The sequence below is a fragment of the Stenotrophomonas sp. SMYL20 genome, assembly GCF_036320045.1.
Taxonomy (GTDB): Bacteria; Pseudomonadota; Gammaproteobacteria; order Xanthomonadales; family Xanthomonadaceae; genus Stenotrophomonas; species Stenotrophomonas maltophilia_A.
The window spans coordinates 129,701-148,277 of sequence record NZ_JAWIRT010000012.1 but is presented as its reverse complement, the minus strand read 5'-3'; the positions used below and the strand labels follow the sequence as shown (position 1 = coordinate 148,277).

Genomic DNA, 18,577 nt, shown 5'->3' with positions numbered 1-18,577 from the left:
GTGCCGACCAACGGTCGGCACCCACCGGAAGAGGACATGGGTAGGTGCCGACCGTTGGTCGGCACACCCGAAGGGTTCATGAGGTTGCCGGCCAGCGGCCGGCACTACCACTACGCCGCGATCGGCGCCTGCGGTGACGGGCTGTTGCCGTTGTCGTCCGGGTGGTCGTCGTCGTTGCCCGCTTCGTCGCGCCAGCGCCAGTCGGCCAGGGTCAACGGATCCAGGCCATAGGCAATGCGCGCCTTGTCGCACTGCGGGCTGGCCTTGCCGTACTCCCACGATGCATCCACCTCACGGCACACGCTGGGCCGGTTGGGGTGGATGGTGCAGCGTGAATACACGCCGATCTGCGCATCCAGCGCCACGCAGCGCACCGGCTTGGAGTGGGTGCCGCGCATGCACAGGCGATGCGGGTCCAGCACCTCGGTCAGCTGGTGCGGTACGCCGCCGGGGGTGACCTCGTCTGATTCCATCCAGTGGAAGGCCACGCGGTATTGGGTGCAGCAGGCGCCGCAGGTCATGCAGGGATGTTGCATGGGCAAGCCGCCTCGGGCGGCAGTCGGAATCAGGAACGAGGGTGCGGATTTTCCACGAAGTTGGCCGCCGCGCAAGAAATTCCGTAAGCGGCGACAATGAACGGATGAACCGACCCTGCAATATTGCCGCCCGTTTGCCTGAACTGGCGCGTGAACGGCCCGACCAGATCGCCATCCGCTGCCCGGGCCGCCGTGGCGCCGGCAACGGCATGGCCGCCTACGACGTGACCCTGGATTACCGCCAGCTGGACGCCCGCAGCGACGCCATGGCGACTGGCCTGGCCGGCTACGGGATCGGCCGCGGGGTGCGCACGGTGGTGATGGTGCGGCCGTCGCCGGAGTTCTTCCTGTTGATGTTTGCCCTGTTCAAACTGGGTGCGGTGCCGGTGCTGGTCGACCCGGGCATCGACAAACGCGCACTGAAGCAGTGCCTGGATGAGGCGCAGCCGGAGGCCTTCATCGGCATTCCGCTGGCACACGTGGCGCGGTTGGTGCTGCGTTGGGCGCCCTCGGCGACCCGCCTGGTCACCGTCGGCCGCCGCCTCGGCTGGGGCGGGACCACGCTGGCCGCGCTGGAGCGCGCCGGTGCCAACGGGGGGGCGATGCTGGCCGCCACCGATGGCGAGGACATGGCCGCGATCCTGTTCACCAGCGGCTCCACCGGCGTGCCCAAGGGCGTGGTCTACCGCCACCGTCATTTCGTCGGCCAGATCCAGCTGCTGGGCAGTGCCTTTGGCATGGAAGCGGGCGGGGTGGACCTGCCGACCTTCCCGCCGTTTGCCTTGTTCGACCCGGCGCTGGGCCTGACCTCGGTGATCCCGGACATGGACCCGACCCGGCCGGCACAGGCCGACCCGGCACGCCTGCACGATGCCATCCAGCGTTTCGGCGTGACCCAACTGTTTGGCTCGCCTGCGCTGATGCGGGTGCTGGCCCGTCACGGCCGGCCGTTGCCGACGGTGACCCGGGTGACCTCGGCCGGCGCCCCGGTGCCGCCGGATGTGGTCGCCACCATCCGCAGCCTGTTGCCGGCCGATGCGCAGTTCTGGACCCCGTACGGCGCCACCGAGTGCCTGCCGGTGGCGGTGGTGGAAGGCCGCGAGCTGGAGCGTACCCGCGCGGCCACCGAGGCCGGTGCCGGTACCTGCGTGGGCAGCGTGGTTGAACCGAATGAGGTGCGCATCATCGGCATCGATGACGCACCGTTGGCCGACTGGTCGCAGGCGCGCGTGCTGGCCACCGGCGAGGTGGGCGAGATTACCGTGGCCGGACCGACCGCTACCGACAGTTACTTCAACCGCCCGCAGGCCACCGCGGCGGCGAAGATCCGCGAGACGCTGGCCGATGGCAGCACGCGCGTGGTGCATCGCATGGGTGACGTGGGCTACTTCGATGCGCAGGGCCGCCTGTGGTTCTGCGGCCGCAAGACCCATCGCGTGGAAACCGCACAGGGGCCGCTGTACACCGAACAGGTGGAGCCGGTGTTCAACACCGTGCCGGGCGTGGCGCGCACGGCACTGGTTGGCGTTGGCCCGGCGGGTGCGCAGGTGCCGGTGCTGTGCGTGGAACTGCAGCGTGGCCAGAGCGACAGCCCGGCATTGCGCGAGGCGCTGCGCGCCCAGGCCACCCTGCGATTGCCCGAGGCGAACCTGCAGCACGTACTGATGCACCCCGCGTTCCCCGTCGATATCCGTCACAACGCCAAGATCGGCCGCGAGAAGCTCGCCGTCTGGGCCAGCGCCGAACTGGAGAAGCGCGCATGAAGATCCTGGTCACCGGTGGTGGTGGTTTCCTTGGCCAGGCGCTGTGCCGTGGGCTGGTCGAACGTGGCCACCAGGTGCTGGCGTTCAACCGCAGCCACTACCCGGAACTGCAGGCCATGGGCGTGGGCCAGATCCGTGGCGATCTGGCCGATGCGCAGGCGGTGCTGCATGCAGTGGCCGGCGTCGATGCGGTGTTCCATAACGGCGCCAAGGCCGGCGCCTGGGGCAGCTATGACAGCTACCACCAGGCCAACGTGGTCGGCACCGACAACGTGATCGCCGCCTGCCGCGCGCACGGCATCAGCCGGCTGGTCTACACCTCCACGCCCAGCGTGACCCACCGCGCGACCCACCCGGTGGAAGGCCTGGGGGCTGATGAGGTGCCGTACGGCGAGGACTTCCAGGCACCGTATGCGGCGACCAAGGCGATCGCCGAACAGCGCGTGCTGGCCGCCAACGATGCCTCGCTGGCGACGGTGGCACTGCGCCCGCGCCTGATCTGGGGCCCGGGCGACCAACAGCTGGTGCCGAGGCTGGCCGAGCGTGCGCGGCAGGGCCGCCTGCGTCTGGTCGGCGATGGCAACAACAAGGTGGATACCACTTACATCGACAATGCCGCGCTCGCGCACTTCCTCGCTTTCGAAGCATTGGCACCGGGCGCGGCTTGTGCGGGCAAGGCCTACTTCATTTCCAACGGCGAACCGCTGCCCATGCGCGAGCTGGTCAACAAGCTGTTGTCCGCGGTGGGTGCACCAACGGTGGACAAGGCGATCAGCTTCAAGACCGCTTATCGCATCGGTGCGGTCTGCGAGCGGCTGTGGCCGCTGCTGCGCCTGCGTGGCGAGCCGCCGCTGACCCGCTTCCTGGCCGAGCAGCTGTGCACGCCGCACTGGTACAGCATGGAGCCGGCGCGCCGTGACTTCGGCTACGTGCCGCAGGTCAGCATTGAAGAAGGGCTGCGCAGGCTGAAGGCTTCATCTGCCGCATAGGTCGCCATCACTGGTTGCACACCGCCAGATCGGGAGGATGGACCCACGCCATCCAACGGCCCGGACATCTGCGAGGAGCACCATGCTGCATTACGCCGTTATTTTCTTCGTCATCGCCATCATCGCTGCCGTGCTCGGCTTCTCCGGCATCGCCGGTGCCGCCAGCAACATCGCCTGGATCCTGTTCGTTGTGTTCCTGGTACTGGCAGTGATTTCGATGTTCCGCAAGCGCGGCTAGAAGACCGCTGGGTAGTGCCGGCCGCTGGCCGGCACTGTTCTTTCCGGTGGGTGCCGACCGTCGGTCGGCACGCCATCGTCTGGTAGGTGCCCACCTTGGTCGGCGCGCCATCGTCTGGTAGGTGCCAACCTTGGTTGGCACGCCTTTTGTAGAGTCGAACATGGCTCGACTCTACAAAGACACAGAGCGCCTCTACACGGCGCTGTGCAATCCGCGATCGGCTTCATGGCGCTCCAGCGCCAGTTCGATCAGGCGCGTGATCAGCGTGGTGTAGTCCACACCGCTGGCGCCCCACAGCTTCGGGTACATGCTGATGCGGGTGAAGCCCGGCAGCGTGTTGACCTCGTTGATGACGATCTCGCCGTCTGCGGTGAGGAACACATCCACGCGCGCCATGCCCGCACACTCCAGCGCCTGGTAGGCCCGCAGCGCGATCTGCTGGATACGCGCCTGGGTTGCAGCATCGATATCCGCGGGTACCACCACCTCGGCGCCATCCTCGTTGATGTACTTGGTGTCGTAGGCGTAGAACTCGTCGTGTACCACCACCTCGCCGCACAGGCTGGCCTGCGGATGTTCGTTGCCCAGCACCGCGCACTCGATCTCGCGGCCGACCACCGCCGATTCCACCAGCACCTTGTGGTCATAGCGCAGCGCCAGTTCGAGTGCCTCGGTGAAAGCCGCCGCATCCTTGACCTTGCTCACACCCACCGACGAACCCTGGTTGGCCGGCTTCACGAACAGCGGCAGGCCGAGCTGCGCGATCACCGCCTCGACATCGACCGCCGCCGCCTGATGGCGACGGATGCACAGCCACGGTGCAACCTTCAGTCCGGCGTCGCGCAGCAGGCGCTTGGTCACGTCCTTGTCCATCGCCACCGCCGAACCCAGCACCGGCGAACCGACGAAGGGCAGGTTGGCCATGCGCAGCAGGCCCTGCAGCGCACCGTCCTCGCCCAGCGGCCCATGCACGATGGGCAGCACGACGTCGATCTGGCCCAGCGCGCTGGCCGGATCGGAGGGTTGCAGCTGCGCCTGCTCGGCACCCGGGCGCACCGCCAGCGACGTGCCGGACCGATGCAGCGCGATGCGCGACGGATCATCGGCATTGATCAGGAAGGTGTCCGGCTGGCTCAGATGCCACTGGCCCTGCTTGTCGATACCGACCAGCACCGGCTCGAAGCGCTCGCGATCAAGCGCATCGAGGATGTTCTTCGCCGACTGCAGCGAAACTTCGTGCTCGGAGGACTTGCCCCCGAAGATGATGCCGACCCGGGTCCGTGCCATGGTGTTGCGATGTCCTGTGCGTTGCGTGGCCTCATAGCATGAACCTTCATCGGCCCTCCGCGTGAGGCACAGATGAACCAGAAATCCATCCACGCATGGCGTGGATCTAGCGTCCTCCATGGCCCATCAATAGGGGGTCAGAGCCCGTTGCGCAGCAACGGGATCCGACCCCGGATAGCCTGACAGATCGCAGGAACCTGTCGAAGGCGGGGTGGGGCCGGTTGCGGGGGCGTGAGCCGCATGGGCCCGAGGCATGCCTCGGGCGGGTTGGGCAGGACGCCCAACCCCGGTCTTGCCGTGTGCGCAGGACAGCGCACACGAGCATGCGGCGACCGAGCTTACAGGGACGTACTTGCAGCGGCCCCCGCAACCGGCCCCATCCCGCCTACCCACGGAATGCCCGCTGTTGCTTCGGCTGTTGCCGTTGCCGTTGCCGTTGCTGTTGCATCTGCGGGTGCCGGGCGGCAGCCCGGCCCAAGCCCCCCACCCACGCAGGTAGAATGCGCACATGGCTCTCTCCCTGCTCAAGTCCCTCAAGCCGGTCGCTGGCCGCGCCCTGCAGATCGCCCTGAACCGCGCGCTGGCGCTGGATCCGGATACCCGCCATGCACTGGCCAGCCTCGACGGCCGGCACATCGACCTGACCCTGGAAGCGCCGTCGCTGGCCATGCGCATCAGCGTCGACGGTGATGCACTGCGGGTCGGCCCGGTGGACGCGCAGGAAGCCGACCTGGCCGTGCGCAGCAGCCTGGCCGGCGTGCTGGCGCAGCTGCCGCTGCTGGCCAACGCACGGCGCGGCGACAACAACGGCAAGGGTCGCGTGCGCGTGGCCGGTGATGCCGAACTGGCGCGTCGCCTGCAGCAGCTGGCCAAGGGCTTCGACCCTGACTGGCAGCAACCGTTCGTCAGCGTGTTCGGCGACGTGCTGGGCGTGCAGGTGGCCAACACCCTGCGCAGCGCCCTGCAGCATGCGCGCCAGGGCGCGATCGACCTGGCCCACAGCGCCGCCGAGTTCATCACCGAGGAATCGCGCGACGTGGTGCCGCGTGCCGAGCTGGATGCCTTCCACGACGATGTGGACGTGCTGCGCGACGACGTCGAACGCCTCGGTGCACGCGTGCAGCGTCTGCGGGGTGCCGCATGAAGGCCGTGCTGCGTGCCAGCCGCATCGGCCGGGTGATCCTGCGTTACCGCCTCGACGACCTGTTGCAGGGCACTCCCGCCGAGCGCTGGCTGCGCCTGGCCAAGCCGTTCGTGCCGCGCGCCTCGGCCGACATCGCCGCTCAGTCGCGCGGTGCACGCCTGCGTCTGGCGCTGCAGGATCTGGGCCCGATCTTCGTCAAGTTCGGCCAGATCCTGTCCACCCGCCGCGACCTGGTGCCGCCGGATGTGGCCAATGAACTGACCCTGCTGCAGGACCGGGTCAAGCCGTTCGATGGTGAGACCGCGCGTCGCATCGTCGAGGAAGCGCTGGGCCTGCCGGTCAGCGAGGCCTTCGCCAGCTTCGATACCGAACCGCTGGCCTCGGCCTCGATCGCGCAGGTGCACGCAGCCACGCTGGCCGATGGCCGCCAGGTGGTGGTCAAGGTGCTGCGCCCGGGCATCGAGAAGCAGATCGACGCCGATATCGCGTTGCTCAATTCGCTGGCTGCCCTGGTCGAGCGCACCCACCCGCGCGCCGACAAGATCCGCCCGCGCGAAGTGGTGGCCGAAGTCGAGAACACCCTGGCTGCCGAGCTGGACCTGCAGCGCGAAGGCGCCAATGCCAGCGTGCTGCGCCGCTTCTGGGAAAACAGCGACGATCTGTACGTGCCGGAAGTGATCTGGAGCCACACCGCCGAGCGGGCACTGACCCTGGAACGCGTGTGGGGCATCCCGTCCGATGACATCGCCGCACTGGACAAGGCCGGCATCGACCGCAAGGCGCTGGCCGCCAAGGGCGTGCGGGTGTTCTACACCCAGGTGTTCCGCGACAACTTCTTCCACGCCGATGCGCACGCCGGCAACATCTGGGTCGACACCGATCCGGTGCGCCGCGCCAACCCGCGTTTCATCGCGCTGGACTTCGGCATCATGGGCCAGCTCTCGCAGGAAGATCAGTACTACCTGGCCGAGAACTTCATGGCCATCTTCAACCGCGATTACCGCCGCATCGCCGAACTGCACGTGCAGGCGCGCTGGATGCCGGACAACGTGCGCATCGATGACCTCGAGGCCGCCGTGCGTTCGGTGTGCGAGCCGTACTTCACCCGGCCGCTGTCGCAGATCTCGCTGGCCGAAGTGCTGATGAAGCTGTTCCGCGTGGCCCAGCGTTACCAGCTGACCCTGCAGCCGCAGCTGATCCTGCTGCAGAAGACCCTGCTGAACATCGAAGGCGTCGGCCGCCAGCTCGACCCGCAGATCGACATCTGGGCGGTGGCCAAGCCGGTGCTGGCGAAGATCCTGCGCGAGCGTTACAGCCCGCGCCGGGTGGTACGCGAGATCGGCAAGCGCCTACCGGAAATCATGACCCATGCGCCGGACATGCCGCGCCTGGTGCACGCCTGGCTGACCCAGCAGGTGGAAGGCCGCCACGAACTGTCGATGCGTTCGCGCGACCTGGCCGCACTGGATGCCAGCGTGCAGCGCCTGCAGAAGCATGCGGTCGGCGCGATCACCGGTGTCGGCCTGCTGGCCATCGCTGCACTGATGTATGTGCTGCAGCCGCCGGGCTGGTACTGGGGCGACGTGCCGGCGTGGAGCTGGCTGTCCGGTGCGCTCGGCGCAGTGGCGCTGCTGCGCGCGTGGTGGAAGTAGGCCCCATGCTGCAGGCACTCAAGGACGAACTGATCCGCTTCGGCGCCGACAACGACGCACGCGAAAGCGAGCGCGGCCGACGCATGCTCAACATCACGCCCGACACCGGTGAATTCCTGTCGGTGCTGGTGCGCTTCGGCAACGCTCGCCGGGTGCTGGAAATCGGTACTTCCAACGGCTATTCCACGCTGTGGCTGGCCGAGGCAGCCACAGCCATCGACGGCCACGTGACCACGCTGGAGTACGCCGACGACAAGGTGGCGATGGCGCGAGCCACGTTTGCACGGAGTGGCCTGGGTGATCGCATCAGCCTGGTCCATGGCGATGCCGGGCTCTGGCTGGCGCAGGCCGCCGATGCCTGCATCGACCTGCTGTTCCTCGATTCGGACCGCGGGCAGTACGCCGGCTGGTGGCCGCAGCTGCGCCGCGTGCTGCGTCCCGGTGGCCTGCTGGTGGTGGACAACGCCACTTCGCATGCAGGACAGATGGAGCCGCTGCGTGCGCTGCTGGACGCTGATCCGGACTTCAGCACCAGCCTGGTGCCGGTGGGCAATGGCGAGCTGCTGGCCGTGCGCAGCGCCTGACCGCTCTACAGGTAGGTGCCAACCTTGGTTGGCACGCGGTTGCCGGCCGCTGGTCGGCAACCGCAGCCATCCGACTGCCCGGAGACAGCCGGCCAGCGGCCGGCTCTACCCCATTCAGTGCCCAGCCCCGATAATCCTGCCGTGAGCACCGAACCCGATACCCTCGCCGCGGTCGAGACCGACACCGCGCCCCTGCAGCTGCTGCACCTGGATGAGCGCCTGGCCGTGGTCAACAAGCCTGCCGGGCTGATGGTCCACGACAGCAAGCTGGCCCGTGGCGAAGACGACTTCCTGGCCGACCGCCTGCGCGAGCAGCTGGGCCGCCCGATCTTCCTCGTGCATCGCCTGGACCGGGCCACCAGTGGCTGCCTGCTGCTGGCCTTCGACCGCGATACCGCCAGTGCGCTGGGCAAGGCCCTGATGGGCGGCGAAGTGCTGAAGGACTACCTGACGGTCTGCCGGGGCTGGCCGGCCGAGCTCACCTGGCAGGTCGATCATGATCTGGACGGCGGCCCGGGCAAGCCGGTGAAAAAGCCGGCGATCACCGACTTCCAGCGCCTGGCCACCGGCGAGCTGTCGGTGCCGGTCGGTGAATTCACCAGCTCGCGCTACGCACTGCTGCGCTGCCAGCCGCAGACCGGACGCTTCCGGCAGATCCGCCGGCACCTCAAGCACCTCTCGCATCACATGATCGGCGACACCAGCCACGGCGATGGCCGCCACAACCGCATCTTCCGCATGCAGGGCGTGCACCGCATGCTGCTGCACGCCGAGCGCCTGCGCTTCCCGCATCCGGACGGTGGCACGGTGGACGTGCGTGCGCCGTTGGACGGCGGGTTCCAGAAGGCGCTGGACCTGTTCGGCTGGCAGGTGGATACCGATTGACGGTAGTGCCGGCCGCTGGCCGGCATCTGCGCGATTCCAGATGTAATGGGGAGCCGGCCAGCGGCCGGCACTACCTCATTTCTTTTCCGGCTCGTTGACGATCGCTTCCAGATCCTTCTGCAGGTCCGCGAACAGCGGCTGCATGCGCGCCTGGATTGCCACCATCACGTTCTGCATCAGCGCCGGGGTCTTGTCCAGCAGGCTCTGGCCGGCCGCGCTCTCGTAGAACTCGGCCATCGCCAGCACGTCTTCCTTGCTGAAGGTCTTTTTGTACAGGTCCACGTACATCGGCCGCAGCTGCTGCCAGGACAGGGCCTGGCGCAGGGTCTGGCTGGTCCGTGCCTGGATCCGCTTCAGCTGTTCCTGCTGCTGGGTATTGAGCTGGCGCTGTGCGGCTACCTGCTGGAACTGCTGCTGCTGCATCGCCTCGATCTGCGGCAGCATGGTGTCGATCATGCTCTGCGCACGTGACGCCGACAGCAGGCGGTTGATGTCGCCATCGGTCGGCGGCGCGGCCAGGGCCGGAACGCTCGCCACGGCCAGCGCCAGCAGCAGGGCGGCGCGGCGCAGCAGGGACGGCAGGGCGGGTGCGGTGCGGGTCATGCGGGCTTCCTGCAGTACATGGGACGGCCAGCATACCCGCAGCCAAGGCGAAGGCGGCGTGTTCGGTACCTGATCGGCGGCATACGGGGCGCGATGCCGCACTCCGGCACGTGGCTGCCGCTACAATGCGCGGATGGGCAGTGGACCGGTCACCATCAGCGCGCAGCTTGAAATCCCCGACGGCGAGATCGTCGAGCGGTTCGTGCGTGCCAGTGGCGCCGGTGGCCAGAACGTCAATAAAGTCTCCACCGCGGTGGAACTACGTTTCGATGTGGCCAACTCGCCCTCGTTGCCCGAACCGTTGCGCGCGCGCCTGCTGGCGCGGCGTGACCGGCGCATGACCGGCGAAGGCGTGCTGGTCATCGACGCGCAACGTTTCCGGACCCAGGATCGCAATCGCGAGGATGCGCGCGATCGGCTGGCGGCCTTCATCCAGGCCGGGCTGAGCGTGCCCAAGCCGCGCAAGGCCACCAAGCCGACCCTCGGGTCGAAACTGCGTCGTCTGGACGCCAAACGCGGGCGCGCGCAGATCAAGCGCGGGCGCTCATCACGTGACTGGGAGTGATTGCTTGAACAACCCGACTTCGTTGCTGCCGGCCGTGCCGCCGCAGATGCCGCAGGTCAAACCCAACGCCTTCCTGCGCTGGCTGGCGCGCTGCACCCTGCGCATGGGCGGCTGGAAGGTGACCGGTACCCTGCCTGACATCCCCAGGCTGGTCTTCATCATCGCCCCGCATTCGTCCAACTGGGATGGCCTGTGGGGCATGGCCGCGAAGATCGCGCTGGGCATGAAGGTGAAGGTGCTGGGCAAGGCCTCGCTGTTCTGGTGGCCGCTCGGCCCGCTGCTGCACAAGCTGGGTGTGATCCCGCTGGACCGCAGCTCGCCGCAGGGCACCGTCGGCCAGGCCGTGGACCTGCTGCGCAACAACGAGAAGATGTGGTTCGCCATCACGCCCGAGGGCACCCGCAAGGCCGTGAAGGACTGGAAGGCCGGCTTCCTGAAGATCGCGCGGATGGCCGACGTGCCGATCCTGGCCGCGTATTTCCACTACCCGGAGAAGACCATCGGCATCGGCCCGCTGTTCACGCCGACCGGCGATGACGCCGCCGACATGGCCGCCATCCGCGAGTTCTACCGGCCCTGGATCGGCAAGACCCGCGGTACGGTCTGAGCCGGCCGCAGGCCGCCGCATAGACGCCACGTCCGGCACATGCCGGGCGAGCGCGACAGGAGTAGGGTGGAGGGCTGGTATCCCGTACCGTCTGCCCAAGGAGTGTTTTACATGTCGCGTACCGTAGTCCTGGCCGCCGCCATCAGCCTGGCGCTGGCGGCCTGTTCCGGCAAGGAGTCCACCCCCGTGTCCGATGCCCAGAAAGCCCCGGCCCAGCAGCCGGCCGAAGCCTCCACCAATCCGCTGCTGAGCGCCAGCACGCTGCCGTTCCAGGCGCCGCAGTTCGACAAGATCAAGGACAGCGACTACCTGCCGGCCTTCGAAGAAGGCATGCGCCAGCACCTGGCCGACGTGCGCAAGATCGCTGACAGCAGCGAGCCGGCCACTTTCGACAACACCATCGTGGCGATGGAGCGCAGCGGCGAGACGCTGAATCGCGTGTCGCGCATCTTCTTCGGCCTGGTCCAGGCCGATACCAACGATGCGCGCCAGAAGATCCAGGAAGAAGTGGCGCCGAAGCTCGCCGCGCACCAGGACGAGATCAACCTCGATCCGAAGCTGTTCGCGCGCGTGAAGTCGCTGTACGACCAGCGTGACACGCTGGAGCTGGACCCGGTGCAGAAGCGCCTGGTCGAGCACTACTACGACGGTCTGGTGCGCGCCGGTGCGCAGCTGTCCGACGCCGACAAGGCCACCCTGCGCAAGCTCAACGTGGAAGAGACCACCCTTTCCACCCAGTTCCACACCCGCCTGGTGGCGGCCACCGCCGCTGCGGCCGTTGTCGTCGACGACAAGGCCAAGCTGGCCGGCCTGGACGAGAATGCGATCAACAATGCCGCCAATGCAGCCAAGGATCGCAAGCTGGATGGCAAATTCCTGCTGCCGCTGCAGAACACCACCCAGCAGCCGGTGCTCGGCTCGCTGAGCGACCGCGACCAGCGTGCCGCCGTGCTGAAGGCCTCGGAAACCCGCGCCGAGCGTGGCGATGCCAACGACACCCGGCAGACCGTGCAGCGCCTGGCCCAGCTGCGTGCGCAGAAGGCCAAGCTGCTCGGCTTTGACACCTTCGCCGACTACCAGCTGGGCGACCAGATGGCCAAGACCCCGGCCGCCGCGCTCAAGCTGCTGACCGACACCGTGCCGGCCGCCACCGCCAAGGCGCGCGCCGAGGCCGGCGAGATCCAGAAGGTGATCGACGCGCAGAAGGGTGGTTTCCAGGTCGCTGCCTCGGACTGGGACTTCTACGCCGAGCAGGTGCGCAAGGCCAAGTACGATCTGGACGAGTCGCAGATCAAGCCGTACTTCGAACTGGACAACGTGCTGCAGAACGGCGTCTTCTACGCCGCCACCCAGCTGTACGGCATCACCTTCAAGCCGCGTACCGACATTCCGACCTACAACCCGGACATGAAGGTGTATGAAGTGTTCGACAAGGACGGCACCTCGCTGGCCCTGTTCTACACCGACTACTTCAAGCGTGACAGCAAGTCCGGCGGTGCCTGGATGGACGTGTTCGTCGAGCAGGACGGCCTGACCGGTGCCAAGCCGGTGGTCTACAACGTCTGCAACTTCACCAAGCCGGCCGCCGGCCAGCCTGCGCTGATCAGCTTCGACGACGTCACCACCATGTTCCATGAGTTCGGCCATGCGCTGCACGGCATGTTCTCGAACGTGAAGTACCCGTCGATCGCGGGCACCGCCACCTCGCGCGACTTCGTCGAGTTCCCGTCGCAGTTCAACGAGCACTGGGCACTGGATCCGAAGGTGTTCGCCAACTACGCCAAGCACTACAAGACCGGCGAGGCGATGCCGCAGGAACTGGTCGACAAGATCCTCAAGGCACGCAGCTTCAACCAGGGCTACGCGACCACCGAGTACCTGTCGGCCGCACTGCTCGACCTGGCCTGGCACACGCAGAAGGCCGATGCGCCGCTGCAGGATGTCGGCGCCTTTGAAGCCAGTGCGCTGAAGAAGTTCAAGGTCGACCTGCCGCAGGTGCCGCCGCGTTACCGCACCACCTACTTCGACCACATCTGGGGTGGTGGTTACTCGGCCGGTTACTACGCCTACTTCTGGGCCGAAGTGCTGGACCATGACGCCTACCAGTGGTTCACCGAACACGGTGGCCTGACCGCGGCCAACGGCCAGGAGTTCCGCGACAAGATCCTCTCGCGCGGCAACAGCGTGGAGCTGTCGACCCTGTACCGCGATTTCCGCGGCAAGGACCCGTCGGTGGAACCGCTGCTGAAGTTCCGCGGGCTGAAATAAGAAAGCGAAAACGGCGGGGGCAACCCCGCCGTTTTTCTTTGTGTAGCGTCGAGCTTGCTCGACGGTCTTTCCACGAAAAGCCAGTCGAGCAAGCTCGACTCTACACAAGCGGCTTACGTCCCCACGTGCACCCGGTTCGCCTGCTCGGCCAGGCCCAGGTGATCCAGCGCGATATCCAGCGCCAGCACATAACTCTGCGCGCCATACCCAGCAGCGATGCCCAGCCGCTGACCGACACCCGCCGGCAGGCACGGCTCGGCCACTGCACCGTCGTCATGCACTTCCACATAGGCGTTGTGCAGGTAGGGCAGCAGGCGCTGCAGGCGCAGGCTGTTGGCACATGCACCCGGGTCAAGCAGGGTCACCTCGCCGCGGCTGTGGTCGGCCACGCGCAGGGCGTCCAGCAGTTCCTGTTCCGAACCACAGGCACGGATCGCCACGCTGGTACCGGCGTCGATCGCGCGATGCACCAGTGACTTCAGGACCGGTGCCGGCAGCGGCATCGCGGTGCGGATCAGGGCACCGGCCGCTTCCGGGCCACGGATGATGAAGATCGACATGGCTCAGCCCTCCTGTGCCAGACGGCGGCCGACAATGGCCAGCGACAATGGATACCCGGCCTGCTGGCTGCGCTGGTCCACCACCACCGCGGCGGGGCCATGCTGCAGGCGCAGGCGTGCATCCAAGCCGGGCTCGCTGGGGGCCTGCAGCTCGATGTACTGCGCCGGCAACCGTTCCAGCGCCGCCTGCAGCGCGCCCCCCTCGGCCTGCCATTGCGCCTCGTCGGCCACGCCGACATCCAGCAGCACCCAGTCGGCCGAGCGCGCCTGCGGCTGGCACAGGCACTGGCGCACTTCAGACAGGCTGGCGCAGTCGCTGCACAGCACGCGATGGCCGGCCAGCTGCGCCGGCAGCTGCGGGCGCGGCGCCGACGAAGACGCGTGGCGGATCACCAGGAGGGTCATACAACACCTTGCGGAATGCGCCCTGTGGCGCGGTGGGCACACGATGCGCGTGCTGCCCGTAAAGGTGCGATGCCCGCTGCCGGGCCGGGGCGTAAAACCTGCGTAACCCGTGTCCGGCGCTACCGGGAACCTGCGGCGCCTGCGTGTGGTCTGATACCGCTACCAACCACCCGGAGCCTGTCATGGATGCTGTTGCCCGCCCTCCCTTTTCCGAACGCGCGCTGGCCTGGCTGAAGAAGGAAGCATTGCCGCTGCTGGTGATGCTCGGCCTGCTCGCCGCCGCCCGCGATACCCTCGCCAACCACTACGTGGTGCCCAGCGGCTCGATGCAGCCGACCCTGCAGCCCGGCGACCGGGTGGTGGTGGACATGCGCGCCTATGGCCTGCGCCTGCCGTTCACCGGCAAGGAACTGATGCCCACCGGTGTTCCGCAGCGCGGTGAAGTGGCGGTGTTCGATTCACCGGCCGACGGCACCCGCCTGATCAAGCGCGTGGCGGCGGTGGCCGGTGACCATGTGCAGATGCGCGAGGGCCATCTGAGCATCAACGGCCAGCCGCTGCAGATCGCCGACCTGCAGGACGTGGAAGCCTTCGGCGACCGCCATGCCAGCCTCGACCTGGACATGGGCGGCGGCCCGGACATCGCTGACCTGGTGGTGCCGGACGGCAAGGTGCTGGTGCTGGGTGACCACCGCGGCAACAGCTTCGACGGTCGCTTCTTCGGCTTCGTTGACGCCGACAAGCTCTACGGCCGCGCCGTGGCGGTGTACTACCGTCGTGGCGACGGTTTCGAGTGGCAGCGTCTGTAAGCTGAATTGATACTTCTTATGTATCAATCCTGACCTACCAGGTTATGGATCGACTGGATCGACGGGCCTAGTCTGAGGCCCGTTCCCTCCCACGCTTGGCCGCCCCACCGGCCCATCGATCCCATGACTGGCGAAACCGCGGCGGCCGTCGAACGCCGCCCCCCCACTGTCGATCCCATCGCCGAGACCCGCATCCAGCAGGGCACGCCAGCCTTCCGCCGCACCGCGCTGGCGCTGTTCCTGGCCGGCTTTTCCACCTTCGGCCTGCTGTACACCGTGCAGCCGCTGCTGCCGGAGTTCAGCCGTCACTTCGGCGTGTCCGCCGCCGGCAGCGCGATGTCGTTGTCGTTGACCACCGGCACGCTGGCGGTGGCGATGCTGCTGGCCGGCCTGCTCTCCGACGCGGTTGGCCGTCGCCCGATGATGATCGCCGCGCTGCTGGCCTCGGCCACGCTGTCGCTGTGCACGGCGCTGGTGGATGACTGGACCACGCTGCTGGTGCTGCGCACGCTGCTCGGCCTGGCGCTGAGCGGCGTGCCTGCGGTGGCGATGACCTACCTTGTCGAGGAAATGGACAGCCGCGCGCTGGGCCTGGCGATGGGCCTGTACATCGGCGGCAACGCCATCGGTGGCATGAGCGGGCGCCTGCTGGCCGGCATCATCGCCGACCACTGGGGCTGGCGCTGGGGCATCGGCGTCGTCTCGATCATCGCCATCGCCAGTACCGTGCTGCTGTGGCTGCAGCTGCCGCCGTCGCGCCACTTCCACCCGCGCCGCGATGGCCTGCGCCAATTGCCGTCGCGCTGGCGCACGCTGTTCGCCGACCCGGGGCTGCCGTGGCTGTTCGCTACCTCGTTCGTGCTGATGGGCGTGTTCGTCACCCTCTACAACTACCTCGGGTATCACCTGCTGGCGCCGCCGTACCACCTCAGCCAGACCGTGGTGGGGCTGATCTTCAGCGTGTACCTGGTGGGCACCTTCAGTTCGGCGTGGATGGGCCAGCAGGCGACGCGTTACGGGCGCGGGCGCATCCTGTCGATCTCGTTCGCACTGATTGGTGCCGGCATCGCGCTCTTGGCGATGCCGTGGCTGAGCACGATGGCACTCGGTATCGCGCTGGTGACGTTCGGCTTCTTCGGCGGTCACTCCGTGGCCAGCAGCTGGGTCGGCAGCCGCGCCGGCGCGATGCGCGCCGAAGCCTCGGCGCTGTACCTGTTCGCCTACTACCTGGGTTCGAGCGTGCTCGGTGGTGTGGGTGGCCTGGCCTATGCAGCGTGGGACTGGCTGGGCGTGTGCCTGTTCGCCGCCGTGCTGACCCTGATCGGCGGTGGCATCGTCTGGGCGCTGCAGCAGCGCGCCCCTCAGCCGGTGACGGCGTGAACCTGCTCTGGTAGATGCCGACCTTGGTCGGCGCCGTGGCTGTGGGCCAACCAAGGTTGGCCGCTACCGGGTGGGTTGCACCTCACCCTTCCGCGAACGCCTCACGCAACAGCCCGGCGAAGTTGCGGATAAGCGGCATCACACCCTCGCGGCGCCAGGCCAGCTGCACTTCCGAATGCGCACCGGCATCGGCCAGCGCTACGAAGCGCGCGCCTTCCACCCGGATGTGGTCGCAGGACGACGGCAGGATCGCCGCACCGAGACCGGCAGCCGCAAGACTGATCAATGTCGATGCCTCACCGGCTTCCTGCACGATGCGCGGAGTGAACCCGGCAGCCGCACACAACGCGATCATGTGGTCATGGATGCCCGCACCGGCACTGCGCCGGAACGCTACGAACGGCTCCTGCGCGAAGTCGCGCAGCGACAGCGTGCCCTGTTTCGACAGTCTGCGCAGGGCAGGGTGATCGGCATGCACGATCAACGCCAACGGATCGACGAACAGGCTGTGCGCCACCAGCTCCGGCGGCAACGCGCGCTTGCGGATGATGCCCACGTCCAGGCTGCCATCGAGCAGTGCATCGATCTGCTGCAGGGTGTTCATCTCGCTCAGCTGCAGCCGCACCTGCGGATAGCGTTGGCGGTACTGCAGGATTGAACGCGGAATCTGCGGCGACAGCGGCGTGGCGCGGGTCAATCCGATGCGCAGCTCACCCTGCTCACCGCGCTGCGCGCGCTGCACCTCGTCCACCGCCGTTTCCACCTGCTGCACGATGGCGCGTGCACGTTCCTGCAGCAGCTCACCGGCAGGCGTCAGCTGCACACGACGATGGCTGCGCACGAACAGGCGCGCACCGATCAGATCTTCCAGCTGGCGGATCTGCTGGCTGAGCGGCGGCTGCGACATACCCAGCCGCTCCGCCGCCTGTCCGAAGTGCAGCGTATCGGCAACGGCAAGGAAGTAACGCAGATGGCGGAGTTCGATGGACATGGGGCCAGTTTATTCATCGCCAGCCGGAAATGGGGTCAGAGCCCGTTGCGCAGCAACGGGATCCGACCCCGACAGATCGCGGCCAACTGTCGAAGGCGGGGTGGGTCCGGTTGCGGGGGCGTGAGCCGCATGGATGCGGCGACCGAGCTTACATGGACGTACTTGCAGCGTCCCCCGCAACCGGATCCACCCCGCCATCCCACGGAATGCCCGCTTTTGACGTTGACGTTGACGTTGACGTTGATTCGGCAGGTGCAGGGCGCAGCCCTGCCGAACAACCCTCACCGCTCGGAATGCCCGCTCTGGTCGTAGTCGCGCGGACTGAACAACTCCGGCTGGATCAGCTCCACAAACGCCCGCGCCTGCGCCGACAGCGCCTTGCCACGCCGCACGATCACCCCGTAACTGCGTTCCGGGAACCAGCGCTTCATCGACCGCGCCGCCAGCCGCTCGCGGTCGGCCTCGTTCAGGCACAGCGCCGGCACGATGGAAATACCCATGCCCATCGCCACGTACTGCTTGATCACCTCCCAGCCGCCCACCTCCAGCGCCACGGTGTAGGCGATGCGGTGGCGCTGGAAGACCTGGTCCACCAGGCGGTAGGTGATCTGCCGCTTCGGCGGCAGCACCAGCGGATAGCGCGCGATGTCGGCCAGTTCCAGCTCGCCGCCACTGGCCAGCGGATGGTCGTGCGGCGCGATCAGCACCTGCTCGAAGCGGTAGGCCGGGGCGTAGCTGAGGTCGGCCGGCACGTCTGTCATCGAACCGATCGCCAGGTCGGCGGCGTCCTCGCGCAGCAGGTCGGTGCCATCGGCGCTGATCGCGTTGTGCAGGGTCAGGCGCACGTCCGGATGATGCAGGCGGAAGCGTTCGACGATCTTCGGCAGCAGGTAGAGGATGGTCGAGCTGTTGGCGGCGATGTTCAGCTCGCCCGCGTCCAGGCCGCGCACCTTGTCGCGGAACCGCGCCTCCAGCCCGTCCAGGTTCTCCACCAGCGGCTGTGCCATTTCGTACAGCAGCTGGCCCTCGCGGCTGGGCACCAGGCGGCGCCCGCTGCGCTCGAACAACGGCACCCCCAGTTCACGCTCCAGCGCCTGCAGCTGCAGGCTGATGGCCGGCTGGCTGACGAAAAGTGCCTCAGCCGCCCGTGAGACCGAGCCCAGGCGCACGGTCTGGCAGAACGCGCGCAATGGCTTCAGCCGGTCGGATTTGTAGGAAAAACGCGGACTTGGCGGGGGGCGTGTGGTCATCGCGTCACAAGTATTAGCACAATTTATGTAGAACATTGCAAAAACTGTTTTGCCAAATACT

At 67.4% G+C, this 18,577-nt stretch carries 19 protein-coding genes; 12 read left to right on the top strand and 7 right to left on the bottom strand.

Annotation, left to right across the window (positions count from 1 at the left end; genetic code table 11):
• Positions 1-110: 110 nt before the first annotated feature.
• On the bottom strand, positions 111-536 hold the full coding sequence (locus V3B48_RS11335; protein WP_004135417.1) for a YkgJ family cysteine cluster protein: 426 nt from the start codon (positions 534-536) through the stop codon (positions 111-113).
• Positions 537-640: 104 nt separating this feature from the next.
• On the opposite strand from V3B48_RS11335, the gene oleC reads away from it, so the two are divergent.
• The 3 genes from oleC to V3B48_RS11320 all read left to right on the top strand — a co-directional run bounded on the left by oleC (position 641) and on the right by V3B48_RS11320 (position 3,526).
• Positions 641-2,299 (top strand): olefin beta-lactone synthetase, encoded by a 1,659-nt coding sequence (gene oleC / locus V3B48_RS11330; RefSeq protein WP_285303417.1) that lies wholly within the window; start codon positions 641-643, stop codon positions 2,297-2,299.
• The gene (gene oleD, locus V3B48_RS11325; RefSeq protein ID WP_032130147.1) at positions 2,296-3,288 is read left to right on the top strand and encodes a 2-alkyl-3-oxoalkanoate reductase; all 993 of its coding nucleotides are present in this window, start codon (positions 2,296-2,298) and stop codon (positions 3,286-3,288) included. The genes oleC and oleD overlap by 4 nt, the downstream gene beginning before the upstream one ends.
• 82 nt (positions 3,289-3,370) lie before the next feature.
• Positions 3,371-3,526: a DUF1328 domain-containing protein gene (locus tag V3B48_RS11320; protein ID WP_004153593.1), complete on the top strand. Its 156-nt coding sequence runs from the start codon at positions 3,371-3,373 to the stop codon at positions 3,524-3,526.
• A gap of 192 nt (positions 3,527-3,718) precedes the next feature.
• Here the strand turns inward: V3B48_RS11320 and ddlA are convergent, their stop codons facing one another.
• On the bottom strand, positions 3,719-4,813 hold the full coding sequence (gene ddlA / locus V3B48_RS11315) for a D-alanine--D-alanine ligase (protein WP_285303418.1): 1,095 nt from the start codon (positions 4,811-4,813) through the stop codon (positions 3,719-3,721).
• Positions 4,814-5,321: 508 nt separating this feature from the next.
• Between ddlA and V3B48_RS11310 the strand changes: the two genes are divergently transcribed.
• From V3B48_RS11310 to V3B48_RS11295, 4 genes are all read left to right on the top strand, one after another.
• Positions 5,322-5,957, top strand: a complete 636-nt coding sequence (locus V3B48_RS11310; protein ID WP_032130462.1) for an SCP2 sterol-binding domain-containing protein — start codon at positions 5,322-5,324, stop codon at positions 5,955-5,957.
• Positions 5,954-7,609, top strand: coding sequence for a ubiquinone biosynthesis regulatory protein kinase UbiB (gene ubiB / locus V3B48_RS11305; protein WP_329893759.1), 1,656 nt, complete (start codon positions 5,954-5,956; stop codon positions 7,607-7,609). Before V3B48_RS11310 ends, ubiB begins: the two co-directional genes overlap by 4 nt.
• 5 nt (positions 7,610-7,614) lie before the next feature.
• Entirely contained in the window at positions 7,615-8,193 is a 579-nt protein-coding gene (locus tag V3B48_RS11300; RefSeq protein WP_279913612.1) for an O-methyltransferase, read from the top strand.
• A gap of 141 nt (positions 8,194-8,334) precedes the next feature.
• Complete coding sequence (locus V3B48_RS11295) at positions 8,335-9,078, top strand: pseudouridine synthase (protein ID WP_032130465.1); 744 nt, start codon at positions 8,335-8,337, stop codon at positions 9,076-9,078.
• 75 nt (positions 9,079-9,153) lie between these two features.
• Here the strand turns inward: V3B48_RS11295 and V3B48_RS11290 are convergent, their stop codons facing one another.
• A complete protein-coding gene (locus V3B48_RS11290; RefSeq protein WP_032130466.1) occupies positions 9,154-9,681 on the bottom strand; it encodes a DUF2059 domain-containing protein in 528 nt (175 codons plus the stop codon).
• Between the two features lie 133 nt (positions 9,682-9,814).
• Here V3B48_RS11290 and arfB point away from each other — a divergent pair, with 133 nt between their 5' ends.
• From arfB to dcp, 3 genes are all read left to right on the top strand, one after another.
• On the top strand, positions 9,815-10,246 hold the full coding sequence (gene arfB / locus V3B48_RS11285) for an alternative ribosome rescue aminoacyl-tRNA hydrolase ArfB (protein ID WP_032130467.1): 432 nt from the start codon (positions 9,815-9,817) through the stop codon (positions 10,244-10,246).
• A 4-nt stretch (positions 10,247-10,250) separates the two neighbouring features.
• Positions 10,251-10,853 (top strand): lysophospholipid acyltransferase family protein, encoded by a 603-nt coding sequence (locus V3B48_RS11280; RefSeq protein WP_032130468.1) that lies wholly within the window; start codon positions 10,251-10,253, stop codon positions 10,851-10,853.
• Between the two features lie 111 nt (positions 10,854-10,964).
• Positions 10,965-13,121, top strand: coding sequence for a peptidyl-dipeptidase Dcp (gene dcp / locus V3B48_RS11275; RefSeq protein ID WP_329893758.1), 2,157 nt, complete (start codon positions 10,965-10,967; stop codon positions 13,119-13,121).
• Between the two features lie 113 nt (positions 13,122-13,234).
• Here dcp and V3B48_RS11270 read toward each other — a convergent pair whose 3' ends face one another.
• The gene (locus tag V3B48_RS11270; protein WP_004153636.1) at positions 13,235-13,681 is read right to left on the bottom strand and encodes a 3-dehydroquinate dehydratase; all 447 of its coding nucleotides are present in this window, start codon (positions 13,679-13,681) and stop codon (positions 13,235-13,237) included.
• Positions 13,682-13,684: 3 nt separating this feature from the next.
• A complete protein-coding gene (locus tag V3B48_RS11265; protein WP_329893757.1) occupies positions 13,685-14,086 on the bottom strand; it encodes a hypothetical protein in 402 nt (133 codons plus the stop codon).
• A gap of 182 nt (positions 14,087-14,268) precedes the next feature.
• Between V3B48_RS11265 and lepB the strand changes: the two genes are divergently transcribed.
• A complete protein-coding gene (lepB, locus tag V3B48_RS11260) occupies positions 14,269-14,895 on the top strand; it encodes a signal peptidase I (protein ID WP_164080343.1) in 627 nt (208 codons plus the stop codon).
• A gap of 123 nt (positions 14,896-15,018) precedes the next feature.
• Positions 15,019-16,275: an MFS transporter gene (locus V3B48_RS11255; RefSeq protein ID WP_285303422.1), complete on the top strand. Its 1,257-nt coding sequence runs from the start codon at positions 15,019-15,021 to the stop codon at positions 16,273-16,275.
• Between the two features lie 82 nt (positions 16,276-16,357).
• Here the strand turns inward: V3B48_RS11255 and V3B48_RS11250 are convergent, their stop codons facing one another.
• Positions 16,358-17,266 (bottom strand): LysR substrate-binding domain-containing protein, encoded by a 909-nt coding sequence (locus V3B48_RS11250; protein WP_329893756.1) that lies wholly within the window; start codon positions 17,264-17,266, stop codon positions 16,358-16,360.
• 281 nt (positions 17,267-17,547) lie between these two features.
• Positions 17,548-18,516, bottom strand: coding sequence for a LysR family transcriptional regulator (locus tag V3B48_RS11245; RefSeq protein ID WP_132808798.1), 969 nt, complete (start codon positions 18,514-18,516; stop codon positions 17,548-17,550).
• Positions 18,517-18,577: the final 61 nt, after the last annotated feature.